This window comes from Mesorhizobium sp. M0292 (genome assembly GCF_040321695.1).
Classification (GTDB): domain Bacteria; phylum Pseudomonadota; class Alphaproteobacteria; order Rhizobiales; family Rhizobiaceae; genus Mesorhizobium.
Genome location: NZ_JAMYSB010000003.1, coordinates 312,796 through 337,818, shown reverse-complemented (window position 1 = coordinate 337,818; position 25,023 = coordinate 312,796). Strand labels below are relative to the sequence as shown.

The following is a 25,023-nucleotide window of genomic DNA, read 5'->3' as shown; positions in this document are numbered from 1 at the left end:
GCGCACACCCTCTGTCACCAAATTATACGCGTACGTCGAATTCGCATTGACACTTCCCTCTTTTCGATTTACGACTGACGAAAGTTGAAATTCGTCACTCATAAATCGACAGAGAGCCATGTCCGAAGCCGCCAGCATAATGGCCGACTCCACCCGCCAGGAGAATGTCACCCGCATTCTCGACTGTGCCGAACGCCTGTTCCGGCACTATGGTTACGGCAAGACCAATGTCGCCGACATCGCCCGCGAACTCGGCATGTCGCCGGCCAATATCTACCGTTTCTTCGCCTCCAAGGTCGAAATCCACCAGGCCGTCTGCGGCCGCATGCTCCTCGCCAGCTACAACATGGCCTACGAGATTTCCCGGTTGCCGATCAGCGCCGAGGAGCGGCTGCGCCGCTACGTGCATGCGCAGTACAAGATGACGCTGGAAGTCATGCTCGACGACCAGAAGGTCCACGAAATGGTCATCGTCGCGCTCGAGCGCGACTGGGGCGTCATCGACAAGCATATCGACAGCATTCACGACCTGTTTGCCGAGGTCATCCGCGAGGGCATCGAGGCCGGCGAGTTTGCCGACCAGGATCCGGTCATCGCATCGCGCTGCTTCGGCGCCGCCACCGTCATTCTGTGCCACCCGCAAATGGTGGCGCAGTGCCTTGCCAAGACCAATCGGGCGATGCCCGACGATCTCATCGATTACGCGATCAAGGCTCTGAAGTAATAGCCGCCGCCCGCCGGGCGCCGGTGTCGACCGTTCATCTCCAGTCGGGAATACGAAAGTGTCTTTGTCCAGTTCCATCATCCGCAAGCTGCCGGTCGCCGGCCTGATCGTCGCCACGCTCGGGCTCGCCGCCTGCAGCCAGGAGAAGACCGAGGTCCAGGACATCATCCGTCCGGTCAAGGTGGTCGAGATCGGCCAGGCCGAAAAGAGTCGCGAACTCACCTATTCCGGCTCGGTGCGAGCCCGTACCGAAATGAACCTCGGCTTTCGCATCTCGGGCAAGGTCACTGAGCGCCTGGTCGACATCGGCCAGCATGTGACGACAGCCGATGTGCTAGCCCGTATCGATCCCACGGACTATGAGCTGTCGGTCAAGAGCGCCAAGGCCAGCCTCGACGCCGCCGAGCGGCAGGTCGAGACGGTCGATCTGTCCCGCAAGCGCGCCGAACAGCTTTTTGCCAAGAACTTCACCTCCAAGTCGCAACTCGAACAGGCGACGCTGAGCTACAACCAGGCGGTAGCGACGCGCGATGCCGCCCGCTCTACCCTTGCCCAGGCGCAGAACCAGGTCGTCTACACCGATCTCAAGGCGAGCGAGAACGGCATCGTCACGGCGGTCTCGGCCGATGTCGGCCAGGTGGTCGGCGCCGGAACGCCTGTGATGACCGTTGCCGTCGACGGCGAAAAGGAAGTGCTGATCGCGGTTCCCGAAATGGACATCGCCGCCTTCAAGCCGGGAAAGGACGTCAAGGCCAGCTTCTGGTCCGATGACGCGCTGGCGCTCTCCGGCAAAGTGCGTGAAGTCGCCGGCAGCGCCGACCAGCAGTCGCGCACCTTTGCCGTCCGCGTCTCGCTGCCCGACGACCCGCGCGTGCTGCTCGGCATGACCGCCAACATCGAGGCCTCGGTGGCCAAGAAGCAGGAGATGGTGTCGATCCCGCTCAGCGCGCTTGCGGAAAAGGATGGTCGCAAGATTGTCTGGACCGTCGACCGCGCCGGCGAGACGGTGCACGAGCGCCTGGTCAAGGTTGCGGAGTTCACCGCCGACGGCGTCAGCGTCGCCGACGGGCTCAAGCCGGGGGATGTCGTCGTTGCCGCCGGCACCCAGTTCATGACCGAGAATCTCAAGGTCAAGCTGACCGGCGATGCGGTCCAGGCCGCCTCTGCGGAAGGCGATGCCGCAAAGGCCCTGCGCTGACCGCAGGCATGAAGCCGGCTTGATCGTCGCTTCGGCGAAAGGGCTGGGCAAGCGAATTCAGGGTTTCCGGGCGGCGAGCGCCCGATGGTCGAGACGCCAAGATCGAGTTCCCCCGCATCGATCCGCGCGTCCCACCGCGATGAGTGTCTCTCCGCTCGGAAAGCCTCGCCGCCCGGAAGCCAGCATCGGAATATCCTAGCTGCATGCAAAGCGCATGCGCGCACGATCAACGAATTGGACTGACGCCGATGACCACCACCGACAGCACTGAAAAGCAGCCTTTCAATCTTTCGCGCTGGGCCATCGGCCATCCCTCGATCGCGCGCTTCCTGTTCGGTCTGATCATCATTGCCGGCGCGCTCGGCCTGATGCGCATGGGCCAGAAGGAAGACCCCGATTTCACTTTCCGCGTCATGGTCGTCCAGGCGATCTGGCCGGGCTCCTCGATCCAGGAGATGGAAGACCAGGTCGTCAACAAGATCGAGCGCAAGCTGCAGGAAACGCCGCACCTCGACTTCGTCCGTTCCTACACCCGCGCCGGCAGCGCCATCATCACCGTCCAGATCAAGGGCGACACCATTGCAGAGGAGGTGAAGGACGCCTTCTACCAGGTGCGCAAGAAGGTTGGCGACATCTCCGGCGACCTGCCGCAAGGCCTGCTCGGGCCCTATTTCAACGACGAGTTCGGCGACACCTTCATCACCCTGCACTCGATCGGCGGCGATGGCTACAGCTATCCGGAGCTGAAGAAATTCGCCACCCAGGCTCGCGACATGCTGCTGACGACGCCGGGCGTCGAGAAGGCCGTCATCATCGGCGACCAGCCGGAGAAGCTTTATATCGACGTCTCGTCCAAGGCCCTGGCCGAACGCGGCCTGACGCTGACCGACCTGCAGAACGCCATCAAGGGCCAGAACAATGTCGATCCGGCGGGCTCCGTCGACACCGGCCTGCGCTCGGTGCGCATCTCGGTCGAGGGCGATGTCACCAGGGCTGCCGACATCAGGGAATTGCGCCTGCGCGCCGGTGGTCAGGTGACACGTCTTGGCGATATTGCCACCGTGAGTTCCGGTCTCGAAGATCCCTATCAGCGCAAGTACCGCTTCAACGGCCACGAAAGCGTCCAGGTCGGCGTCGTCATGGCCAAGGGTTTCAACGTCAGGGACGTCGGCACGGATGTCGAGGCGACCTACAAGCGCTTCGAGGAAGCGCTGCCCTACGGCGTTGCGGTTGACCAGATCTCCAACCAGCCCGAGGTTGTCAAGGACGCCGTCAACGAGTTCATGGAGGCGCTCGGCGAGGCGCTGCTGATCGTGCTTGCTGTCTCGCTGCTGTCGATCGGCTGGCGTTCCGGCCTGGTCATCGCCATTGCCATTCCGCTGGTGCTGGCCGCCACCTTCGCCATCATGTACGAGCTCGGCATCGATCTGCAGCGCATTTCGCTCGGCGCCCTGATCATCGCGCTCGGGCTGTTGGTCGACGACGCCATGATCGTCGTCGAGATGATGGAGCGCAAGCTGGAGGAGGGGCTGGTCAAGATCGAGGCGGCGAGCTTCGCCTATTCCTCGACCGCCTTCCCGATGCTGAGCGGCACGCTGATCACCATAGCCGGCTTCATCCCGGTCGGCTTCGCCGCCTCGACCGCAGGCGAATATGTGCGCACGCTGTTCTATGTGGTCGGCATCGCGCTGGTCGTGTCGTGGTTCGTCGCCGTCTATTTCACGCCGTGGCTGGGCTACATGATCCTCAAGCAGCGCAAACACGCCGGCAACCATCATGACGCCTTCGACACCGGCTTCTACCGGCGGCTGCGCGCCACGGTCGGCTGGGCGGTGCGCCACCGCATCATCGTTCTGGTGATGACGCTGGTCACCTTCGCCACCAGCCTGTGGGCGTTCCAGTTCATCCCACAAAACTTCTTCCCGCAATCCTCGCGGCCGGAAATCCTCGTCGATCTCTGGTTGCCTGAGGGAACCTCGATCAAGGAGGTCGAGACGCAGGCCAAAGCGCTGGAAGCCCGGATGATGGACGACAAGGACAAGCGCTTCATCGCCACCTATATCGGCGAAGGCGCGCCGCGCTTCTTCCTGCCGCTCGACCAGCAATTGCGCAATCCGAACTATGCGCAGCTTCTGGTGATGGCCAATGACGAGCCGGCACGTGAGCGGCTGATCCTCAAGCTGCGCTCAGTCCTGGCGCAGGATTTCCCTTCGATCCGCTCCAAGGTCGACCGTCTGTTCCTCGGCCCGCCGACCGGCTGGCCGGTGCAGATGCGCATCATGGGTCCGGACCGCCAGGAGGTGCGCCGCATCGCCGACCAGGTGAAGGCGAAATTCGCCGAAAATCCGCTGCTCGGCGCCGTCCATGACGACTGGCTGGAGCCGGTACCGGCGATGAAGCTGATCATCGACCAGGACCGCGCCCGTGCTCTTGGCGTCACCTCGCAGCGCATCCGCCAGATGCTGCAGGCAGCGATGTCCGGCGCGCCGCTCGATGACTTCCGTGATGGCGAGGAGACGGTTTCCATCGTCGCCCGCGAACCGGACGCCAGCCGCAGCCTGCTGTCCTCGGTCGACTCGGTCTATATCCCGACCGATTTCGGCGGCTTCGTGCCGCTGTCGCAGGTGGCCAAGGTGGTGCCGGTGCTCGAGCAGGGCGTCGAATGGCGGCGCGACCGCCTGCCGACCATCTCGGTGCGCGCCACGCTGCCGGATGGCGTGCAGTCGAACGACGTCGTCACCAAGCTCTACAATGACATGCAGGGCATGCGCGCCGGCCTGGCGCCCGGCTACAAGATCGAGATCCAGGGCGGTGCGGAAGATTCCGCCGAAAGCCAGGCCTCGATTGCCGCCAAGGCGCCGATCATGCTGGCCGTCATCGTCGTGCTCCTGATGATCCAGCTGCAGCATTTCGGCAAGGCGATGCTCGTGCTGGCCACCGGTCCGCTCGGCATCATCGGTGCGGCGGCGGCTCTGTTGATCAGCGGCGCGCCGTTCGGCTTCGTCGCCATCCTCGGTGTCATCGCGCTGCTCGGAATCATCATGCGCAACTCGATCATCCTGGTCGACCAGATCGATCAGGACATCGCCAGGGGGATGGACCGATCGGAGGCCATCATCGGCTCGGCCGTGCGCCGTTTCCGGCCGATCGTGCTGACGGCGATGACGGCGGTGCTGGCGCTGATCCCGATCTCGCGTGCGGTGTTCTGGGGACCGCTCGCCTACGCCATGATGGGCGGCATCCTCGTCGCCACCGTACTCACCATCCTGGTGCTGCCGGCAGGCTACGCGCTGTTCTTCGGCCGCGAGCCGAAGAAAGGCAGGAAGCCGGCTGATGAGGCGGTGCAGGACAATGACAGGCCGCCACTCGCGCTGGCCGCCGAGTAGGCGCTGCCGGCGCACAGGATGCACCTTGGAAAAGGCTGGAACGCCGTACGCTTGACGTGCGGCGTTCTGGCTTTCTCCTTGCCGGTGGCACCGAGCACCCAGGCAAGTATCTCAACACCAGGCGGGTTCATCAAAATAGGTTGAACGGCCACCTGTATGAAAATGCTTCGCGGCGCCGGTTTTGCAAAACAGAATTCCTTTCCAGGACGGCAAAGCCGTCCGATCCTGCTTACATATCGGAGCGGCAACGCTCATTCGCATCAGGTGATCATCCCATGGCAGACAACAAGCAATTGCGGCTCGGCGCCTTCATGCGTCCGGTCAGTCTTCACACCGGGGCCTGGCGCTATCCCGGCTCATATCCCGATGCCAACTTCAACTTCGCCCATCTGAAGCGCTTCGCGCAGACGCTTGAGGCGGCGAAGTTCGACGCCTTCTTCATGGCCGACCATCTGGCCGTTCTCAACATGCCGATCGAGGCGCTACGGCGCAGCCACACGGTGACCTCGTTCGAGCCGTTCACGCTGCTGTCGGCGCTCGCCGCCGTCACTGATCATATCGGCCTTGTCGCCACCGCATCGACAACCTTCGACGCGCCCTATCACATTGCCCGCCGCTTCGCCTCGCTCGACCATATCAGCGGCGGCCGCGCCGGCTGGAACATCGTCACCACATCCAATCCCGACGCCGCGCTGAACTTCGGCCTCGACGAGCATGTCGAGCACGACGAGCGCTATCACAATGCGCGGGAATTCTACGATGTGGTGACCGGCCTCTGGGACAGCTTTGCCGACGACGCCTTCATCCGCGACCCCGAGAGCGGGCTCTATTTCGATCCCGCGAGGCTGCATGTGCTCGACCATAAGGGTGAGCATCTCTCGGTGCGCGGCCCGCTCAACATTGCGCGCCCCGTGCAGGGCTGGCCGGTCATCGTCCAGGCCGGCGCGTCTGAGGCCGGGCGGCAGCTGGCAGCCGAAACGGCGGAGGTGATCTTCGCCGCCCACTCCGATCTCGCAGCCGGACAGCGCTTCTTCGCCGATGTCAAAGGCAGGGCCGAGAACCTTGGCCGTTCGCGCGACGACATCAAGATCCTGCCCGGCGCCTTCGTCATCGTCGGCGACAGTGTCGAGGAAGCACAGGCCAAACGCGCCAAGCTCGACAGCCTGGTCTATTACGAGAGCGGCATTGCCTCGCTATCGATCGCGCTGGGGCACGACGCATCCGGCTTTGATCCCGACGCGCCCTTGCCCGAAATCCCCGAGACCAATGCCTCCAAGAGCGGCCGTGAGCGCGTCATCGAACTGGCGCGCCGAGAGACTTTGACCGTCCGCCAGCTGGCGCAGCGGCTCGGCGGCTATTCCGGCCTTGCTTTCGTCGGCACGCCGAAAACCATCGCCGATTCGATGGAGGAATGGCTGTTTGCCGAAGGGTCAGACGGCTTCAACGTCATGTTCCCCTATCTGCCAGCCGGGCTCGACGACTTCGCCGAGAAGGTGGTGCCCGAGCTGCAGCGGCGAAAGCTCTTCCGGCGCGAGTATGAGGGCACCACCTTGCGCGAGAATCTCGGCCTGAAGCGTCCGCCGAACCGGTTCTTCGAAGGCTCCGAAGCGGTCATCCGCAAGGCCGGCTGACGTCTGCCACAAAAAGAAACGGGCGCGCCGAAGCGCGCCCATTCTTTTCAAGCCATCACTTTCAGATGACGAAGTACCAGTTGGCGAGCAGCATCACCACCAGGCCGGCGACCAGCGTCAGGTAGGGCAGCATGCCTGCCTTTTTGACCGAGAGGTCTGCGCCCGCCATGCCGAGGTCGGCCAGCATGTGGTCGGGGAACTTGCCCTTGTCTTGGACGTAGTGCCGGTAGCAGAACACCGGGATGATCAAGGCGGCTGTGATCAGGCCGGCCCACAGCGCCATCGGGTTCCACACCTTGGCGCCGGCGCCCATGAAGATGGCGTTTACATAGGCGAAGATGGCGCCGAGGCCGAGCAGCCAGCTCGGCGCCTTCCAAGGCCGGTTGATGTGGCCGTTGTCGATGCGGTGGATCCAGCCGGCATTGAGGTTGAGGAAGTTGAAGATGATGTAGCCGCAGTTCGACACGGCGAGGATGAAGAAGAAGCTCGTCGCGTCGGCCGAGGCGATGGCCAGCACGATCAGGTTGAAGACGAGATCGGTCCACATGGCGCGCGTCGGCGCGCCATGCTCGTTGACGTGGCTGAGATAGCGCGGCAGCCAGCCATCGACCGAGCCCTGGTAGAGCGTGCGCGACGAGCCGGCCATTGCCGTCATGATGCACAGCACCAGCGCCAGGATCATCAGCATCACCAAGAGGCTGTGGATCAATGCGCCACCCCCGACCATGCCGGCCAGTGCATCGGCGACACCCGAGCCGTCGACGATCGGCGTCGCCAGCATGCCGTTGAGGCCCAGCACGCCCTGGAAGGTGAAGGGCACCAGGATGAACAGAAGCATGCAGAGCAGGCCGGAATAGAAAATCGCCTTGAACGTGTCGGTGCCCGGGTTCTTGAACTCCGATGTGTAGCAGACGGCGGTCTCAAAACCATAGGTCGACCATGCGGCGATGAACATGCCGCCCAGCACCAGCGTCCAGCCGGCAATGTTCCACGAGCCGGGCTCCGGCGCGTAAGCCGCCGCCAGCGGCACCAGCGGCGAAAAGTTCGCCCAGTTGATCTGGCCGGTGACGATCGGCACGACACCGACGATCAGCATCGGGATGATGACCAGGAGGCCGATATACTTCTGCACATTGGCGGTGCCGAGAATGCCGCGATGCTGGATCGAGAAGATGATCAGCATCAGCACCGCGCCGATGAAGAAAGTGGCATTGAGGGTGAAGGAGACAGGACCCAGCGTGTGGCTGAACAGCGTCCAGTTGCGGATCGCCGGCGTGGCCGCCGCGGTCACCGCGGCGATGGCGTCGGCAGGCACCGTTCCGGCATGCGCCGCGATATAGGCGACGACGTCCGGCGACGCCTCGGTGAACAGCGGCACCGGCGCCAGCGCGTTGAGAATATAGGCGGCGGCGATCGAGCAGCCCAGCGACAGCACCGGCGACCAGGCGAACCAGTTGCACCACACCGACAGCGGCGCGATGAACTTGGAATAACGCAGCCAGGCGGTGGCGCCGTAGATCGAGGCGCCGCCCGACTTGTTCGGGAACAGGCCGGCGATCTCGGCATAGGTGAAGGATTGCAGGAAGCCCATGATCATGGAAGCGATCCAGATCCCGAAGGCCAGCGTTCCCGTCGTTCCGGCAATGCCGCCGATCGAAAACAGGACAAGGGCAGGAACGCCGCTCGCCACCCAGAAGGCGCCGCGCCAGTCGATGTTGCGGAGCAGCTTGCCTTCAGCGGGCTGCTCCAGGGCAGTGGTAATCGTGCTCATCTGTCTGAATTCCCCATTTTGTGTTCCCGGCCGGTGATGCCTCGGCTTCGCGAAGCTTGTTCCCCGGTACATGACCGCACGACTCCAGTGTTTCCACTCAGTCGTATTTTTTTCTTAACAGTGAAGATTGATCCGGCGCGCTTTCACGTCAAGTGATTTGTGGCGTCGTGCACATCACGGTTGCGAAACGCTCGCTTTGTCCTTCTCCCCTTGCGGGGTGAGAAGCGGTCCGCGGTAGCGGACGGAAAGCCAATTGCTTTCGAGCTTCGAACGCCCTGAGCCTGCGAAGGGCCGGGGGTGCAACCCTCAGGATCGCGGCCTGGTCTTTTGCGGATCGTAGTGAGCGAAGGCCACCACCCGCGCCGGCAGCCGCTTGGCATGACCGTCGAGCTTGCCGATCTCCACCTCTGTGCCGATTGCCGCGTGGGTGACGTCAAGCCTCGCCAGAGCGATGTTTTTGTTCAGCACCGGCGAGCGCATGCCCGAGGTGACGACACCGATCTGGGCGCGGCCGATATGGACACAGTCGCCATGGCCGACCGCGACATTGCTGTCGATGTCGAGGCCGACGAGCTTGTGCTGCGGATGTTCCTTGCGCCTTATCAGCGCCTCGCGGCCTATGAAATCGTCGGTCTTGGTCTTCAACGGCACGGTGAAACCAATGCCCGCCTCGAACGGGTCGGTCTGGTCGGAGAATTCGTAACCGGCGAAGATCAGCCCGGCTTCGATGCGCACCATGTCGAGTGCCTGCAGGCCCATCGGCTTCAGCCCGTGCGGCTGGCCGGCCTCCCAGATGGCATCGAACACTTTTTCGGCGTCGCGTGGGTGGCACCAGATTTCGTAGCCGAGCTCGCCGGTATAACCGGTGCGCGACACCACGACCGGAATGCCATTGCCGCCGCCGATGCGCGCGACAGCGAAGCGGAACCATTCGAGTTCGTCGATCGACGGTTGCAGCGGCGAGGTCCAGACCACCTCTCGCAAAATGTCACGGCTCTTCGGCCCTTGGACAGCGACATTGTGCATCTGGTCGGTGGACGAGCGCACCAGCACGTTGAGGCCAAGCTTCTTTGCCGTCCCGCGCAGCCATTCGCCGGACAGGTCATCGCCGCCGACCCAGCGGAAATTGTCCTTGCCGAGCCGCAGCAGCGTGCCGTCGTCGATCATGCCGCCATGCTCGTAGCACATGGCGGAATAGACGACCTGGCCGACGCCGAGCTTCTTGACGTCGCGGGTCAGCGTGTATTGCAGCAGCGCTTCGGAATCGGGACCGGTGACCTCGAACTTGCGCAGCGGCGACAGGTCCATGATCACCGCGTCCTGCCGGCAGGCCCAGTACTCGGCGATCGGCCCCTCTTTGGCGAAAGAATTGGCCAGCCAATAACCCCGGTATTCCACGAAGTTGCGGGTGTGCTTGGCGAAGCTTGAATGGAAGGCGGTCTCGCGGGTCATTTTCGGTTCCGAATCGGGCGTCATGCGTCTGGCGATCGCTCGCGAGAATTTGTGCTGGCCGGAATAGGTTCGCACATGGATGTCGGTCGGGTTCCAGCCATTGGCCGGTGTCGTGTCGTCGGGACAGGCGGAGGAGACGCAGACAATGTCGGTGAGCGCCCTGAGCAGCACATAGTCACCTGCCCGCGACCACGGCTCGTCCGACACCATCACGCCATGGGCGTCGATCGCCGTGTTGAAGAAGAAGTTGATCGCCATCCAGCCGGCGCGGGGCGTCACGCCCTTGTCGGCCAGCGCGCGATTGAAGTTCTCCGAGCAGTTGGTGTGGCCGGGATAGCCGATGTCATCGTAATATTTGGCGGCACACGCCAGCGCGAATGCGTCGTGCCGGCCGCATGTGTCCTGGATAACCTCGACCAGCGGCTCCATGTCCTGGTCGTAATATTTCGAATGCAGGCCCGGCATCGGGTAGCTCGACCCCATCAGCGTGCGCGTGGTCGTTACGTCGAGCGGATGGTCCAGCCCCTTGTCCAGCTTGCGCGCCGAGAAGCACTGGAAATCGGTGCACTGGCGGCCGTCGACATCGATGATCTGCAGGTAGTCGCCCGCCTTGACGAAATAGGATTCGGCTGTCGCCGAATGGACGCGCAGATCGAGCACCGGATCGGCAAGCGGATCGGCCAGCTGCGACTTTGTCTTCAGGCGCACGGTGGCGCGGCGCACCATGACGGTGAGCGGCGTTGCCGTATCATGGCTGTCGACGAGCATCGGCCCGCCGGGTGCGGCAATCAGCATCGCGCCGTCGCGCCTGACCGTGAATGCCTGCTCGGTGCCGGCAGGCGTTGCGCCGCCGAACACACGCACCGCCTTGGGCTCGTCGAGCTGCACCTGGCGGCGCTCAAGGCCACGACGGACGGAAGCCAGGCTGTCATCGCCCTCGGCCAGAAGCGCCTTGATCCCGGCGGCATTGCTGTTGGACTTTTCGCCGAGGATGGAAGGATCGGTGGCGCCGGTCCTGTCCCAGGCCAGCAACTCGCAAGCCTGCCCGCCCTCGACATTGCGCACGGTGAACGTATCGCCGGCCTCGACCTCGATCAGCACCGCGCCATTCCCCAGGATAGTATGGCGCTCCATGCCCGGCGGCAGCGCGATCTGGCCGGGCCTCAGGATGAGGCTCGGCCGCGGCGGCCCGGCTGTCACTGAAGGGTAGGGCGACTGGCTCATCTCAGCCTTGCGGTTACAGAAACAAGTTTGCCTGTGTGTAAAATTATTTTAGCAGCAAGAATAGCAGCGCGGTTGGGTTTGGCAAGGTGGAGGTGGCGTTCTCGACGCGGTCGCTGCAGGTTAGACCCTTCCAATCAAACCCATCTTCCGAACGCCAGCGCCGCCCCTCATCTGGCTGCCGCCATCTTCTCCCCGTAAACGGGCGAAGCTGTCGTCGCCGGCTTCGCCAATCGCCAACGTTGCAGGATGAGCGCCGAGGCTGCGGCCAGCTTCTTTCTCCCCGTCACTATACGGGGAGAAATGCCCGGCAGGGCGATGAGGGGCGGCGCCAACATCTGAAACTATCGAGCTAAAGCTCCTCGGAATGCCCGATAGCCACACCATACTCCGCAGCCGAATCCAACATCGTGTGCCACAGACTTTCGGCAAACGTCGCAAACACCAGGAGGTTGAACACCGCCTGCCCATCCGCCTTGTCACCACCACGCCAGAGCGTGACGCTGGTGTGATCCATCGAGGTCGCGGCAGCAGCGCCAACCGGAAACGCATCGGGATGCAAATCAATCGACGACAGTTTCGCCAGCATGGCGCGCGCCTTGGGGCCGCAGATGCTGATCAGCACGCGTGCATGCGATTGGTCGGATAGCGAAGCGGAAGATGCAAAGGTCTGAGCGAGCACCTCAGTCCTGCCACCCTTCGACAGGACAAAAAACTGATCCGGTCCCGACCAGATCAGCGTCGCATCCGCGGTGCCAACCGCCTTCGGCGTTTCCGGAGCCGCGACGCCGAAACGAGCGTTCGCGGCCTCGGCCAAATCACCCGCCTTGCCGCGCCGTGCCATCACCTGGACGAGGTCGAAATTGCGGATCTCGGTCAGCGACACACCGGCATCGCCTTGCACGCCGTAAGCGCCAGGAGCGAGCGCGCGCTCGAGCGGGCTACGAACATCCCAGGAAAAATCAGCCACGCTGGCGCCCTCCATCGGGATCGTAGAAGACAGGATTGCAGAGCTCGACATCATAGTCTTCACCGCGCAGCGGATCATGCGCGTGGACGATCTCGCCGATGCGTTTGCGGCCGCGCTCGACAAGGCCGAGACCGATCCACTGGTCGAGCGTCGGCGAGAAGCAGACCGAGGTGACGTAGCCCTGGTCGTTATCAGGCCCGGGCGTCTGGCCCTTCGGGATGATGTGCGCGCCGGAGCGCAGGCGGCGCGCCTTGTCGATCGGCTTGATGCCGACCACGACCTGCCGGTCCGGCGCCACCAGCGCCTCGCGGCCGGCCATGACGCGACCGATGAAATCCTTCTTGGTCGACATCATCTTGCCGAGACCGAGATCGGCGGCGGTCGTCGTGCCGCTCAGTTCCGGTCCGGCGACATGGCCCTTTTCAACGCGCATGACGCCGAGGGCTTCTGTGCCATACGGCGTCACGCCCAACGGTTTTCCCGCCAGCATCAAATTGCGTGCCATCGCTTCACCGTAACGCGCCGGCACCGAAATCTCGAACGCCATCTCGCCGGAGAAGGAGATGCGGAACAGCCGCGCCTTGATGCCGCCGCGCAAAGCGACTTCGCGCACGCCCATGAAGGGAAAACCTTCGTTCGAAAGGTCCTCGGCAGGGTCGACGATTTCCTTCAACAGGTCTCGCGTCCTTGGCCCGGCAATCGAGAACTGCGCCCACTGGTCGGAGACCGAGGTCAGTTGCACGTCGAGTTCGGGGAATAGCACCTGCCGGCAGAATTCGAGATGCTGCATCACCAGCCCGGCCTTCGCCGTGGTCGTGGTGAGGAAATAATGGTCCTCGGCCAGCCGCGAGGTCGTGCCGTCATCATAGACGAGGCCGTCCTCGCGCAGCATCAGCCCGTAGCGGGCTTTTCCCACGGCAAGGTTTGAGAAGGTGTTGATGTAGACGCGGTCGAGGAAGGCGCCGGCATCGGGGCCGTGCACATCGATCTTGCCCAGCGTCGAGACATCGCAGAAGCCGACGCCCGAGCGCACCGCCTTGACCTCGCGGGTGACCGATTCCAGCCAGTCCTTCTCGCCCGCGCGCGGATACCATTGCGCGCGCTTCCACAGGCCGGTGTCGACAAAGATCGCGCCTTGTTCGGCCGCCCAGTGATGCGACGGCGTCAGCCGCGTCGCATGGAAATTTTCGTCGCGATGGTGGCCGGCAAAGGCGCCGATGGCGACCGGCACGTACGGCGGGCGATAGATGGTCGTGCCGGTCTCGGGAAGGGATTTGCCCGACACCGCCGCCATGATGGCGAGGCCGGCGACATTGGACGTCTTGCCCTGGTCGGTCGCCATGCCGAGCGTGGTGTAGCGCTTCAGATGCTCGACCGATTCAAAACCCTCGCGCTGCGCCAGCTCGATGTCGGACGCGGTGACGTCATGCTGCTGGTCTACAAAGGCCTTGCCTTTGCCGGCGACGTGCCAGAGCGGGGTCAGTGAGAAGGACTCGTCGCCGGCAACAGCTGCAGAGCCCGGATTGCCATTGCGTCCCGCGTCCCGCGCCGCTGCGGCGCCGGCCTCGAAACCTGCGCGCAGGCAGGCGCCTAGCCCGAAGTCGCCGTTAGCCGCACCTGCGGCGACCATCCCGGGCGGCGCGCCGTCCGGCACGAAAGCTGAGATGTCGTCGCGCCATTTCGGCCGGCCGCGATGGTATGAGGTCAGCCCGACCGCCGGATTCCAGCCGCCGGAAACGGCAAGCCCGTCGGCCTCGACCTCGGCGCGCGCGCCGCCGGTCAGCGACACCGCTATTTTTCTTACGCCGTCCTTGCCGCCGTCGACGCCGCTGACCGAACCATGCAGCACGGTGAAGCCGTTCCTGGAAGCGAGAGAACGATGGGCAGGCGTGACGTCAGCCCGCGCGTCGACCACCGCCGCGATCTGCAGCCCGGCGCCGAGTGCCGTCTCGACCGTGCGCCAGCCATCCTCATTGTTGGTGAACAGCGCGATCCGCTTTGCCGGCGTCGCCGCATAACGTGTGACGTAGGTGCGGATGGCGGACGCCATCATCACGCCGGGCGTGTCATTGCCGGCAAAGACGATGGGACGCTCAATCGCGCCGGCGGCGACGACGCAGCGCTTGGCCACGATGCGCCACAGGCGCTGGCGCACCTGATGCTCGGGCGGCACCGGCAGATGATCGTTGACCCGCTCGATCGCGCCATAGGTACCGCCGTCATAGACGCCGAACAGGGTCGTGCGGGTCATGATGCGGACATCCGGCATCGAGCTGAGCTCGGCCAGTGTGCGCGACAGCCACTCCGCGGCCGGCAGACCGTCGATCGTGCCGCCATCCGACAACAGACGGCCGCCGGGCGCAAAATCTTCTTCGCACAGGATGACGCGCGCACCGCTGCGGCCTGCAGCGAGTGCGGCGGCGAGACCGGCCGGACCGGAGCCGGCGATCACCACATCGCAATGCGCCCAGGCCTTGTCGTAGTGATCCGGATCGGGGGTGACCGCCGCGCGACCCAGACCCGCGGCGCGTCGGATCGCCGGCTCGTAGACCATTTCCCAGAATTTTGCGGGCCACATGAAGGTTTTGTAGTAGAAGCCGGCGACGAAGATCGGTGCGAACAGCTGGTTCACCGACATCACATCGTGGCGCAGCGACGGCCAGCGGTTCTGGCTGGCCGCTTCGAGGCCTTCATAGAGTTCGGCCGTCGTGGCCTTGGTGTTGGCCTCGCGCCGTGCGCCGGTGCGCAGTTCGACCAGCGCGTTGGGTTCTTCCGAGCCCGCAGTCAGAATGCCGCGCGGACGATGGTATTTGAACGAGCGGCCGACCAGCTTGACGCCATTGGCGACCAGCGCCGACGCCAGCGTGTCGCCCTGGAAGCCGGAAAATGTCGTGCCGTCGAAGCGGAAGGTGAGGGGGGTGGAACGGTCGATGAGACCGCCGGATGAGAGACGATGAGAGGTCACGAGGTCCAGCCTCCGACCCATATGGGGGCCTGGCGACGGTGGGCGCCGCCCCTTACCCTCCCCTTTGTGGGGAGGTTCTCTTCGCCGCCGGGGGGTGGGGGTGCGGCACCGACCCCCACCCGGACCTGCGGTCCGACCTCCCCACAAGGGGGAGGTAGGGGGCTGGCGCTTTTCGCGACGGCTGTGGTCTCGACAGAATAGCTCATGTCTCCACCTGGCTCGCACCAGCCCCCGCCGCCGGTTCCACCGCCGAAATCTCGTGCGTCAGCGTGTTGCGGGTGACCTTCAGCCAGGCCCGGCAGCCACCGCCGTGATACCAGTTCTCCGCCATCACGCCGGCGATGTTGTCGCGCAGATAGACATAGTCGTAGACGGCATCTTCGCCGGCATCCGCCGCCGGCCGTACAGGCTTGGCATCGCCGAGATAGCTGAACTCGCCGAGTTCGCGTTCGCCGCAGAAAGGACAGGTGATACGCATCTTGTTCCGGCCGCCTCAATGCAGGTTCGGTTGGGCGCCTTGGCCCTTTTCGTCGATCATGGCGCCGCGCTGGAAGCGGTCGAGCCGAAACAGCGCCGCCTCCTTGTGCGTTTCGTCACGCGCCAGAAGATGGGCAAAGACGAAGCCGGAACCGGGCGTCGCCTTGAAGCCGCCATAACACCAGCCGGCGTTGAGGTAGAGCCCGTCGACCGGTGTCTTGTCGATGATCGGCGAGCCATCCATCGACATGTCCATGATGCCGCCCCACTGGCGCAGAAGCCGCACGCGGCCGATCATCGGGATCAGCGCCATGCCGCCTTCGCAGACATCTTCCATGACAGGCAAATTGCCGCGCTGGGCGTAGGAATTGTAGCCATCGATGTCGCCGCCGAAGACCAGCCCGCCCTTGTCGGACTGGCTGACATAGAAATGCCCGGCGCCGAAGGTCATGACGCCGGGGATGAGCGGCTTGATCGCCTCCGAGACGAAAGCCTGCAGCACATGGCTTTCGATCGGCAGGCGCAGGCCCGCCATCGCGGCGACGCGCGAGGAGGACCCGGCGACCGCCATGCCGACCTTGCCGGCGCCAATTTTTCCACGCGACGTCTCGACGCCAGTCACCTTGCCGTTGCCGTCCCGGACAAAGCCGGTGACCTCGCAGTTCTGGATGATGTCGACGCCGAGTTCGCTCGCCGCATGGGCATAGCCCCAGACCACCGCGTCATGCCGCGCGGTGCCGCCGCGGCGCTGCAGGAGGCCGCCCTGCACGGGAAAGCGCGCATGGTCGAAATTCAGGAACGGCAGCATCTTCTTCAGCGCCGCCTGGTCGAGCAGTTCGGCATCGATGCCATTGATGCGCATGGTGTTGCCGCGCCGCGCATAAGCGTCGCGCTGCGCGTCGGAATGATAGAGGTTGAGGACGCCGCGCTGGCTGACCATGGCGTTATAGTTGAGGTCCTGCTCCATCCGCTCCCAAAGCTTCATCGAAAGCTCGTAGAAGCCGGTATTGCCGGGCAGGCCGTAATTGGAACGGATGATGGTGGTGTTGCGGCCGGCATTGCCGGAGCCGATCCAGCCCTTTTCCAGCACGGCGACGTTTCTGATGCCGAACTCGCTGGCGAGGAACCAGGCGGTGGCGAGCCCATGGCCGCCGCCGCCGATGATCACCACATCGTAGTGGTCCTTGGGCGCCGCATCGCGCCAGGTGCGCTGCCAATTCTTGTGGCCGGAAAGGGCAGCACGGGCGAGCGAGAAGATCGAATATTTCATCAGGTCATTCCGAGGTCGCTCGCACAGCTGGGACGATTATATGTCCAGCGTGTGGTCGCGCTCCCATTGCGTGAAGTGCGAAGCATAGGAATTCCATTCCTGGTGCTTCAGCTTTAGATAAGCCGACGAGAATTCCTCACCCAGCGCCGCCTTGAGCGATTTGTCCTTGTCGTATTCGCGAAGCGCGTCGAGCAGATTGAGCGGCAGCTTCGGCGCGCCTTTCACCGTGTGGCCGTTCTGGTACATGTCGATGTCGTAGCGCTTGCCGGGATCGGCCTTGGAGCGGATGCCGTCGAGACCGGCGGCAATGATGACGGCCTGCAGCAGATAAGGGTTTGCGGCGCCATCCGGCAGCCGCAGCTCGAAGCGGCCGGGGCCGGGCACGCGCACCATGTGGGTGCGGTTGTTTCCGGTCCAGGTCACCGTGTTCGGCGCCCAGGTGGCGCCCGAAATGGTGCGCGGCGCGTTGATGCGTTTGTAGGAGTTCACCGTCGGGTTGGTGATGGCGGCCAGCGCCGAGGCATGTTTCATGATGCCGCCGAGGAAATTCTTGCCCTTGGCCGACAGGCCGAGCTCCATCGCATTATCGGCAAAGACGTTGACCTTGCCGGCCTTGTCCCACACCGAAATATGGGCGTGGCAGCCATTGCCGGTCAGGCCCTGGAAGGGCTTTGGCATGAAGGTCGCGCGCAGGCCGTGTTTCTCGGCCACCGACTTGACCATGAACTTGAAGAAGGAGTGCTTGTCGGCGGTGGCGAGCACATCGTCGAAGGCCCAGTTCATCTCGAACTGGCCGTTGGCGTCCTCATGGTCGTTCTGGTAGGGGCTCCAGCCCAGCGCCAGCATGTGGTCGCAGATCTCGGCGATGACATCGTAGCGGCGCATCACTGCTTGCTGGTCGTAGCAGGGTTTTGAAGCCGTGTCGTATTTGTCGGAGATGACGCTGCCGTCCGGCGAGATCAGGAAGAACTCAGCCTCGACGCCGGTCTTGACATGCATGCCGTCAGTGGCGGCTTCCGCGATCAGCCGGCGCAGCGTGTTGCGTGGCGCCTGCTCGACTTCCTTGTCGTCCATGATGCAGTTGGCGGCGACCCAGGCGACATCGCGCTTCCACGGCAGCTGGATCACCGAATCCGGATCCGGCACCGCCAGCATATCAGGATGCGCCGGCGTCAGGTCGAGCCAAGTGGCGAAACCGGCGAAGCCGGCGCCGTCCTTCTGCATGTCGGCGATCGCCTGCGCCGGCACCAGCTTGGCGCGCTGGCCGCCGAACAGGTCGGTGTAGGAAATCATGAAATATTTGACGCCGTTCTCTTTGGCGAATGCGGCGAGATCGTTCCCCATTATAGCTCCTCGCTTATTTTGATGTGATTTTGTTAGAAGCCGTTTTTCCCCGGTATCCAGTTGGTGCCGGCCAGCGGCACGCCTGCCATGGCGGCGGCTTCGATGGTGAGGGCTACGAGATCCTCGGGCTCGAGATTGTGCAGGCTGTTCTTGCCGCAGGCACGCGCAATGGTCTGCGCCTCCAGCGTCATCACCTTGAGGTAGTTCGCCAGCCGCCGTCCCGCGGCGACCGGATCAACCCGCTTCATCAGTTCGGGGTCCTGCGTGGTGATGCCCGCGGGGTCGCGGCCCTCGTGCCAGTCGTCATAGGCGCCGGCGGTGGTGCCGAGTGCATTGTACTCCGCTTCCCAGCGCGGATCATTGTCGCCGAGTGCGACCAGCGCTGCCGTGCCGATCGACACCGCGTCCACGCCGAGCGCCAGCGCCTTGGCGACGTCGGCGCCGTTGCGAATGCCTCCGGAGACGATCAGCTGCACCTTACGGTGCATGCCGAGATCCTGCAGCGCCTGCACCGCCGGCCTGATGCAGGCAAGCGTCGGCTGGCCGACATTTTCGATGAATACTTCCTGGGTGGCCGCCGTGCCGCCCTGCATGCCGTCGACCACGACGACATCGGCGCCGGCCTTCACCGCAAGTGCTGTGTCATAATAGGGGCGGGCGCCGCCGACCTTGACGTAGATCGGCTTTTCCCAGTCGGTGATCTCGCGCAGTTCGAGGATCTTGATCTCGAGATCGTCCGGCCCGGTCCAGTCGGGATGGCGCGAGGCCGAGCGCTGGTCGATGCCCTTCGGCAGCGTACGCATCTCAGCGACGCGGTCGGAAATCTTTTGTCCCAGCAGCATGCCGCCACCGCCGGGCTTGGCGCCTTGGCCGACGACCACTTCGATGGCGTCGGCGCGGCGCAAATCCCTGGGGTTCATGCCGTAGCGCGACGGCAGATATTGATAGACCAGTTGCTTGGAATGGCCGCGCTCTTCCTCGGTCATGCCGCCGTCGCCCGTGGTGGTCGACGTCCCGGACAGGGTCGCGCCACGGCCGAGCGCTTCCTTGGCCGGGCCGGACAGCGAACCGAAGCTCATGCCGGCAACGGTGATCGGGATCTTCAGCTCGATCGGCTTCCTGGCGTAACGCGAGCCGAGCACGACGCTGGTGTCGCAACGTTCGCGATAGCCTTCCAGCGGGTAGCGCGAAATCGACGCGCCGAGGAACAGCAGGTCATCGAAATGCGGCAGCTTGCGCTTGGCCCCGGCGCCCCTGATGTCATAGATGCCGGTCGCCGCGGCGCGGCGGATTTCGGAAAGCGTGTAGTCGTCGAAGGTCGCGGATTTGCGCGGCGTCGTCGGCGGGTTCTTGTAGGTCATGCTGCCTCAATACGCGTCGGCGTTGTCGATATTGAAATTGTAGAGCGTGCGCGCCGAGCCGTAGCGCTTGAATTCCGACGGCTTGACGCCGGTGACGCCGGCGCGGTCGAGCAGTCCCTGCAGCAGTTCGATATGCTCGGGCCGCATCTCCTTGGCGATGCAGTCGGCGCCCAGGCTTTCGACCTTGCCGCGCACGAACAGCCGCGCTTCGTAGATGGAATCGCCAAGTGCGTCGCCGGCATCGCCCAGCACCACCAGATTGCCGGACTGCGCCATGAAGGCCGACATGTGGCCGATATTGCCGTGCACGACGATGTCGATGCCCTTCATCGAGATGCCGCAGCGCGACGAGGCGTTGCCCTCGATGACGAGCAGCCCGCCCTTGCCGGTGGCGCCGGCATACTGGCTGGCGTCGCCCTTGATGACGATCGAGCCCGACATCATGTTTTCGCCGACGCCAGGTCCGGCCGAGCCGTGCACGGTGATGGCAGCGCCGTCATTCATCCCGGCGCAGTAGTAGCCGACGCTGCCGCGCACATCGATGCTGACAGGCTGGTCGACGCCGACCGCAACCGAATGGCTGCCCTTCGGGTGCAGCACTTCCCACGCCGTTTCGTTGGAGCCGGGCGTCAGATTGTGAAGCGCCTGGTTGAGCTCGCGCAGCGACGACACATCAAGATCGAAGACCCGGGACGCCTGGTCTTGCGCCGCCTTCGAAAGTTTGGTTGCCGGCATGGGCTCAATGCTCCCAGAAATAGACGGTTGCGGGTTCCGGCTCCCAGACCCTCGCATTGTCTATGCCGGGCAGCTTGGTCAGCGCCCGATATTCCGAGCCAAAGGCGACATACTGGTCGGTCTCGGCCATGACGGCGGGCTTGCAGGCGATCGGATCGCGCACCACGCCGAAACCGTTCTTGGTGCCGACGACGAAGGTGAAGAAGCCGTCGAGGTCGGACAGCGTGCCTTCCAGCGCCTCGCCGAGGTTCTTGCCATGCGCCATCTGCGAGGAGAGATAGGCGGCGGCGACCTCGGTGTCGTTCTCGGTCTCGAATTTCATGCCCTCCCGCACCAGCTCACGCCGCACATTGTTGTGGTTGGACAGCGAGCCATTGTGCACCAGGCACTGGTCGGCGCCGGTCGAGAACGGATGCGCGCCCATAGTGGTGACGGCCGATTCCGTCGCCATGCGGGTATGGCCGATGCCATGCGTGCCGGTCATCGAGCGGACGTCGAAGCGGTCGACGACCGCTTCCGGCAGACCGACTTCCTTGTAGATTTCCACCGCTTCGCCGGCGCCCATGATGCGCACGTCGGGGCGGATTGACTGCAGCGCTTCGCGCGCGGCATCGACCTTGTCGGGCGCGGTTCTCAACACTGCATGGGTGGACTTCACCGCTATGCTCACCGGCGCGCCGATGGCCTTCGCGAGTTCGGCGTCGAGGCCGCGGAAATCGCGCTCGGGCTTCGCGGACTGGATGGTGATCTTGGCTTCATTCCTGGAAGGCGCGCCATAGATGGCAATGCCGGCGCTGTCGGGGCCGCGATCGCTGAGCGATATCAGCATCTGCGACAGCATCGAGCCGAGCTGCGGCTCAAGCGACTTGTCTTTCAGAAAAAGTCCGACGATTCCACACATGTCAGCCTCCCGACGTTACCACTAGACGATGATGTATCGAATGCGTCGTGCGAATTCAATCGTATGAAAAAAATATTCCTGTAGTTACGTATCCGGCTCGATGCGGCCTTGTGAACTATCGCCGCCGTCGCGGGCGCTGTGAATCCATGTGGCGGTGCGGATGCGGGCTATTCTGTAGGCATCGAGGATCGACAGCGCATAGATCAGGAAGCCGCCGGCGTGGCGGCCGACGAAGCTGGCATCGGCCGGCGCGATCTTGGCCGTCACCCAGGCGAGGATCACCATGAAGAACAGGAACTGCAGGCCGCGCACGGGCACGCCCAGAATGACGTGGCCGCTGGCCGGTAAGACGATGGCAGCGCCGAGCACCAGATACGGGTTTGTCGTTGCGGGTGCGCTCATGCGACCTGCCTTTCCTGTCGGTTGATGGCATCGCGCAGCACTGAGGCCGAGGTCAGCAGTCTCTCGACCAGCGTTGGATCCAGCCTTGCGCCGCCGAATGCGGCCTGCCGGAACACGCCGTAGCGCGCCCGCTCGGCCTCGGCCAGCAGCCAGACGATGCGCACGCCGTTCGGGGTGATCAAGAGTTCCTTGGCGCGGCCTTCGGCAAAGATGTCGAGATGGCTGGCGATCAGGTTCTGCGGAAAGCGCGCCGCCCTGAGGTCGGTTCGCAGCACGGCTTCAGCCGGAAATCCCGGAGCCTTCGGCAGCGTATGCTGAAGATGATCGAAATTGGAGAAGGTCGTCGGCGAGCCCGGCCGCATCATCATGTCGAAGGTCGCCGGCACCGCAACCGGCTCTGTGATCGTGACACTCAACCATCGCGCCGGCAGCTTTCGCGTTGCCAGCGTGTCGACGATGGTGCGCAGCTGCACGCGCTGTCCGTTCCATGTGCCGGCCCAGGTGACAACGCCGGCTGTGCCATCGGAGACATCAACGGCATCTGTGATGACGGTCCGGATGCTGGCTGCCTCGGCTGCAAGATCAGCCTTGGCCTTTTTGCGGCTGGCGCGCGTATGCCAGGCGAGGTGCAGGACGAGAGCCACGGCGACCGCCCCGGCCAGCAATGCTGTCGTCACGTCAGACACCTCGTCACGCCATGCCCGCCCAGACCGGCAGGCCCTCTCCTGTCAATAGCCCTGCGGCTTCGGCCACGGCATGGTGAACTGGTCGCCGCGGCGCACATAGCGGTAACGGTAGAAGTGGAACCACAGCGAGATCAGGAAGTAGAAGGCGACCATGGCGATCAGCTGCGTGCCGTAGCCGAGGAAGATCGCAAAGAAGGTCACCACGCAGAGGCAAAACAGCACGATCGCCGGGATCGGGTGGAACGGGTGCGTATAGCCGCGGCGGATCGTGCCCAGCGGCCACTTTTTGCGGAACATCATGATGTTTATGCTCATGAAGGTGTATTGCAGCACGCCCGACAGGATTGAGAAGGTGATCGCCTGGTTGAGGTCGGCGATGAAGGCGAAGGCGAGCGCGATCGGCAACAGGAACAGGATCGAGCGATAGGGCGTGCGGTATTTCGGGTGCACGGCCGAGAACCATGTCGGCAGATAGCGGTCGCGTCCAAGCGAGAACCACGCGCGGGCCGCATCGTTGATACAGCCATTGGCCGACGCCAGTGCCGCGAGCAGCGTGGCGACGAACAACAGGTTTTCCAGCAGCGGGCTGCCGGTCAGCTTGCCGGCGTCCCACAAGGGATAATAGGTGATACCGAGGTACTCCCAGGGCATCAGCGAGGCGCAGACATACCAGGTCATGGCGGCGGCGATCAAAAGCGTGATCATGCCGGCCATGGTGCCGTAAGGCAGCGAACGCGCCGGCGAGCGCACTTCCTCGGCGGCCTGCGTGGTGCCTTCGATGCCGAGATAGTACCAGATGCCGAACTGGAAGGCCGCGATGACGCCGATCCAGCCATAGGGCAGCGCATTGCCGGGGGTGACCAGTTCGTTGAGCTTCAGCACAGCACCCTGCGTCCAGGGGCTGACCGAGAAGAACAGGATAACGATCGAGACATAGGCTATCGCCGTGATGACGAAGTTGACGTTGAGCGTCATCAGCACGCCGCGATAGTTCAGCCATGCCAGCACGACGATGGTGGCGGCAATGAAGGAGTTGTGGGTGAGCCCTTCGACGCCGGCCTTGGCGACGATGGTGTCGCCGAGCAGGATGGCGTCCGAAACCTCCAGCATGGTGTAGGCAAAGACCAGGAACAGCGCGACGTTGAAGGCCATCAGCGGCCCGACAATGTGCTTGGCCTGCGCGTATTGGCCGCCGGCGGCGGCAACCGTCGATGTCACCTCGGAGTCGATCATGGCGACCGAAGTGTACAAGAGCCCGACCACCCAGCAGACGATCAGCGCCGCCAGTGCGCCGCCCTTGTCGGCCGAGAAATTCCAGCCGGTGAATTCGCCGACCAGCACGATGCCGACGCCAAGCGCCCAGACATGGGCCGGGCCGAGCACGCGTAGCAGTGAAACCCTGTCGCCGTGTATTGCCGGTTCAAGCGTGATCGTCATTGTTCAATCCCCACTCAGATCCGGTGTTTTTCGGAAGCGGCTTCAAGCTCGCCTTCGCGCGAGGAAGTCAGCACCTCCTCGGAATAGGTCGTGTCGATCTTGAACCAGTCGTAGAGCATCCACAGCGCAAGCACGACCGAGATGCCCCACGATGCGTAAGAGAGTGCGACCCACATGAGCGTGCTTCCCCAAAATCTCTGGCGTTACTTGTCGTCGAACTTTTCGTTGATGACGTCGCGATATTCGCGGTCGGAGGCGCGGAACAGGAAGACGAAATAGCCGATCAGCACCGCCGCCATGATGATCAGCGTCGGCCAGTCGATGATGTAGTGGAAGCGGTTCTGGATGATGTCGTGCGCGGTCTCCGGCGTATAGCCGAGCTTTTCCCAGATCGAGGCCATGGTCGGGTTCTGTCCCAACGCTTCCCAGGTTTTGGCATCGAGCGCGTCGATGGATTTCGCCGCACCCGCCAGGCCGAGTTTCAATGGCAGCCACAGCGCCACGAAAATGGCGACCACGACGACCACGATATCGAAAATCTGCCCGGCCTTGCCTTGTTCCGGCGGCGTGTAGCGCGACATGACTTCTACCCCTCAGGACGTTCTGTTTTCAGGACTTGCGGTTGCGGGCCGCGTCGGCGTTCTTGATGTCGAGACCGTAGATGAAGTCCTTGTCTTCCTTGTAGTGATTGACCATCGCCAGGATGGCGGCCGTATTGAAGATCAGCACGGCGGCGGCAGCGATAGCGACGACGATCTTGATCCCGGTGTCCGGGATGTAGGGCCATGTCATGACAAGCACGAAGAGGATCGTCGCCCAAAGGCAGATGATCAGGAGCGCGGATCCGCGCAGGTCGGAACGGTACAGCGCTTCGATGCGCTGCTGCAGGTCTGACATCGGTTTCCCCTTTTCCAGCGCCCGACCCCGAATTGGCCGCCCGCTGCCCTCTTTCAACAGAGTGAAATTTTTTTCATAAATTCGGGCCGAATCCAGCAATTGTCAAGCCGATTTTACGTTGGGTTAACCGTTTGTCCCCAGCCGCGAATTTTGCCTGACAATGAAATTATTTGCTTCCGGGTATTGCGGCATCAG

The 25,023-nt window shown here is 63.6% G+C and carries 20 protein-coding genes; 4 read left to right on the top strand and 16 right to left on the bottom strand.

Annotated features, from left to right (window positions below):
• The first annotated feature begins 118 nt into the window (after positions 1–118).
• The 4 genes from NKI96_RS06555 to NKI96_RS06540 all read left to right on the top strand — a co-directional run bounded on the left by NKI96_RS06555 (position 119) and on the right by NKI96_RS06540 (position 6,939).
• Positions 119–724, top strand: a complete 606-nt coding sequence (locus NKI96_RS06555) for a TetR/AcrR family transcriptional regulator (RefSeq protein ID WP_023668564.1) — start codon at positions 119–121, stop codon at positions 722–724.
• Between the two features lie 58 nt (positions 725–782).
• Positions 783–1,922: an efflux RND transporter periplasmic adaptor subunit gene (locus tag NKI96_RS06550; RefSeq protein WP_352803389.1), complete on the top strand. Its 1,140-nt coding sequence runs from the start codon at positions 783–785 to the stop codon at positions 1,920–1,922.
• Positions 1,923–2,170: 248 nt separating this feature from the next.
• Positions 2,171–5,308 carry an efflux RND transporter permease subunit gene (locus NKI96_RS06545; protein WP_352803386.1) on the top strand — a complete coding sequence of 1,046 codons (3,138 nt, stop codon included), beginning with the start codon at positions 2,171–2,173 and terminating at the stop codon, positions 5,306–5,308.
• Between the two features lie 275 nt (positions 5,309–5,583).
• A complete protein-coding gene (locus tag NKI96_RS06540) occupies positions 5,584–6,939 on the top strand; it encodes an LLM class flavin-dependent oxidoreductase (protein WP_352803385.1) in 1,356 nt (451 codons plus the stop codon).
• 61 nt (positions 6,940–7,000) lie between these two features.
• On the opposite strand, the gene NKI96_RS06535 is transcribed toward NKI96_RS06540, so the two are convergent.
• The 16 genes from NKI96_RS06535 to NKI96_RS06460 all read right to left on the bottom strand — a co-directional run bounded on the left by NKI96_RS06535 (position 7,001) and on the right by NKI96_RS06460 (position 24,828).
• Positions 7,001–8,710, bottom strand: a complete 1,710-nt coding sequence (locus tag NKI96_RS06535; RefSeq protein WP_023668560.1) for a trimethylamine N-oxide permease — start codon at positions 8,708–8,710, stop codon at positions 7,001–7,003.
• Between the two features lie 306 nt (positions 8,711–9,016).
• Entirely contained in the window at positions 9,017–11,386 is a 2,370-nt protein-coding gene (locus tag NKI96_RS06530; protein WP_352803382.1) for a trimethylamine N-oxide demethylase, read from the bottom strand.
• 349 nt (positions 11,387–11,735) lie between these two features.
• The gene (locus tag NKI96_RS06525; protein WP_023823496.1) at positions 11,736–12,353 is read right to left on the bottom strand and encodes a sarcosine oxidase subunit gamma; all 618 of its coding nucleotides are present in this window, start codon (positions 12,351–12,353) and stop codon (positions 11,736–11,738) included.
• Positions 12,346–15,339: a sarcosine oxidase subunit alpha gene (locus NKI96_RS06520; protein WP_352803379.1), complete on the bottom strand. Its 2,994-nt coding sequence runs from the start codon at positions 15,337–15,339 to the stop codon at positions 12,346–12,348. Before NKI96_RS06520 ends, NKI96_RS06525 begins: the two co-directional genes overlap by 8 nt.
• Positions 15,340–15,520: 181 nt before the next feature.
• The gene (locus NKI96_RS06515; RefSeq protein ID WP_023684437.1) at positions 15,521–15,796 is read right to left on the bottom strand and encodes a sarcosine oxidase subunit delta; all 276 of its coding nucleotides are present in this window, start codon (positions 15,794–15,796) and stop codon (positions 15,521–15,523) included.
• A gap of 15 nt (positions 15,797–15,811) precedes the next feature.
• A complete protein-coding gene (locus NKI96_RS06510; protein ID WP_023752573.1) occupies positions 15,812–17,065 on the bottom strand; it encodes a sarcosine oxidase subunit beta family protein in 1,254 nt (417 codons plus the stop codon).
• A gap of 36 nt (positions 17,066–17,101) precedes the next feature.
• Positions 17,102–18,409, bottom strand: coding sequence for a type III glutamate--ammonia ligase (glnT, locus tag NKI96_RS06505; protein ID WP_023696631.1), 1,308 nt, complete (start codon positions 18,407–18,409; stop codon positions 17,102–17,104).
• Positions 18,410–18,441: 32 nt separating this feature from the next.
• Positions 18,442–19,770 (bottom strand): FMN-binding glutamate synthase family protein, encoded by a 1,329-nt coding sequence (locus tag NKI96_RS06500; RefSeq protein WP_023804356.1) that lies wholly within the window; start codon positions 19,768–19,770, stop codon positions 18,442–18,444.
• Positions 19,771–19,776: 6 nt separating this feature from the next.
• Positions 19,777–20,505 carry a GltB/FmdC/FwdC-like GXGXG domain-containing protein gene (locus NKI96_RS06495; RefSeq protein ID WP_023668551.1) on the bottom strand — a complete coding sequence of 243 codons (729 nt, stop codon included), beginning with the start codon at positions 20,503–20,505 and terminating at the stop codon, positions 19,777–19,779.
• Between the two features lie 4 nt (positions 20,506–20,509).
• On the bottom strand, positions 20,510–21,406 hold the full coding sequence (locus NKI96_RS06490; protein ID WP_023668550.1) for a class II glutamine amidotransferase: 897 nt from the start codon (positions 21,404–21,406) through the stop codon (positions 20,510–20,512).
• Between the two features lie 84 nt (positions 21,407–21,490).
• On the bottom strand, positions 21,491–21,808 hold the full coding sequence (locus tag NKI96_RS06485; protein WP_352803376.1) for a hypothetical protein: 318 nt from the start codon (positions 21,806–21,808) through the stop codon (positions 21,491–21,493).
• Positions 21,805–22,494 (bottom strand): hypothetical protein, encoded by a 690-nt coding sequence (locus NKI96_RS06480; protein ID WP_023704841.1) that lies wholly within the window; start codon positions 22,492–22,494, stop codon positions 21,805–21,807. Before NKI96_RS06480 ends, NKI96_RS06485 begins: the two co-directional genes overlap by 4 nt.
• Positions 22,495–22,536: 42 nt before the next feature.
• A complete protein-coding gene (locus NKI96_RS06475; RefSeq protein WP_023668547.1) occupies positions 22,537–23,931 on the bottom strand; it encodes an APC family permease in 1,395 nt (464 codons plus the stop codon).
• 14 nt (positions 23,932–23,945) lie between these two features.
• Complete coding sequence (locus NKI96_RS06470) at positions 23,946–24,107, bottom strand: hypothetical protein (RefSeq protein ID WP_023668546.1); 162 nt, start codon at positions 24,105–24,107, stop codon at positions 23,946–23,948.
• Positions 24,108–24,134: 27 nt separating this feature from the next.
• Positions 24,135–24,512 (bottom strand): hypothetical protein, encoded by a 378-nt coding sequence (locus NKI96_RS06465; protein ID WP_023668545.1) that lies wholly within the window; start codon positions 24,510–24,512, stop codon positions 24,135–24,137.
• Positions 24,513–24,540: 28 nt separating this feature from the next.
• Entirely contained in the window at positions 24,541–24,828 is a 288-nt protein-coding gene (locus tag NKI96_RS06460) for a hypothetical protein (RefSeq protein WP_023668544.1), read from the bottom strand.
• Positions 24,829–25,023 lie beyond the last annotated feature (195 nt).

Excerpts from the sequence above, each read along its gene's own strand:
- NKI96_RS06470 (WP_023668546.1), bottom strand. The coding sequence starts at position 24,107 with ATGTGGGTCGCACTCTCTTACGCATCGTGGGGCATCTCGGTCGTGCTT.
- NKI96_RS06465 (WP_023668545.1), bottom strand. The coding sequence starts at position 24,512 with ATGTCGCGCTACACGCCGCCGGAACAAGGCAAGGCCGGGCAGATTTTC.
- NKI96_RS06535 (WP_023668560.1), bottom strand. The coding sequence starts at position 8,710 with ATGAGCACGATTACCACTGCCCTGGAGCAGCCCGCTGAAGGCAAGCTG.
- NKI96_RS06530 (WP_352803382.1), bottom strand. The coding sequence starts at position 11,386 with ATGAGCCAGTCGCCCTACCCTTCAGTGACAGCCGGGCCGCCGCGGCCG.
- glnT (WP_023696631.1), bottom strand. The coding sequence starts at position 18,409 with ATGGGGAACGATCTCGCCGCATTCGCCAAAGAGAACGGCGTCAAATAT.
- NKI96_RS06555 (WP_023668564.1), top strand. The coding sequence starts at position 119 with ATGTCCGAAGCCGCCAGCATAATGGCCGACTCCACCCGCCAGGAGAAT.
- NKI96_RS06510 (WP_023752573.1), bottom strand. The coding sequence starts at position 17,065 with ATGAAATATTCGATCTTCTCGCTCGCCCGTGCTGCCCTTTCCGGCCAC.
- NKI96_RS06540 (WP_352803385.1), top strand. The coding sequence starts at position 5,584 with ATGGCAGACAACAAGCAATTGCGGCTCGGCGCCTTCATGCGTCCGGTC.
- NKI96_RS06515 (WP_023684437.1), bottom strand. The coding sequence starts at position 15,796 with ATGCGTATCACCTGTCCTTTCTGCGGCGAACGCGAACTCGGCGAGTTC.
- NKI96_RS06495 (WP_023668551.1), bottom strand. The coding sequence starts at position 20,505 with ATGCCGGCAACCAAACTTTCGAAGGCGGCGCAAGACCAGGCGTCCCGG.
- NKI96_RS06460 (WP_023668544.1), bottom strand. The coding sequence starts at position 24,828 with ATGTCAGACCTGCAGCAGCGCATCGAAGCGCTGTACCGTTCCGACCTG.
- NKI96_RS06485 (WP_352803376.1), bottom strand. The coding sequence starts at position 21,808 with ATGAGCGCACCCGCAACGACAAACCCGTATCTGGTGCTCGGCGCTGCC.
- NKI96_RS06545 (WP_352803386.1), top strand. The coding sequence starts at position 2,171 with ATGACCACCACCGACAGCACTGAAAAGCAGCCTTTCAATCTTTCGCGC.
- NKI96_RS06500 (WP_023804356.1), bottom strand. The coding sequence starts at position 19,770 with ATGACCTACAAGAACCCGCCGACGACGCCGCGCAAATCCGCGACCTTC.
- NKI96_RS06475 (WP_023668547.1), bottom strand. The coding sequence starts at position 23,931 with ATGACGATCACGCTTGAACCGGCAATACACGGCGACAGGGTTTCACTG.
- NKI96_RS06520 (WP_352803379.1), bottom strand. The coding sequence starts at position 15,339 with ATGGGTCGGAGGCTGGACCTCGTGACCTCTCATCGTCTCTCATCCGGC.
- NKI96_RS06490 (WP_023668550.1), bottom strand. The coding sequence starts at position 21,406 with ATGTGTGGAATCGTCGGACTTTTTCTGAAAGACAAGTCGCTTGAGCCG.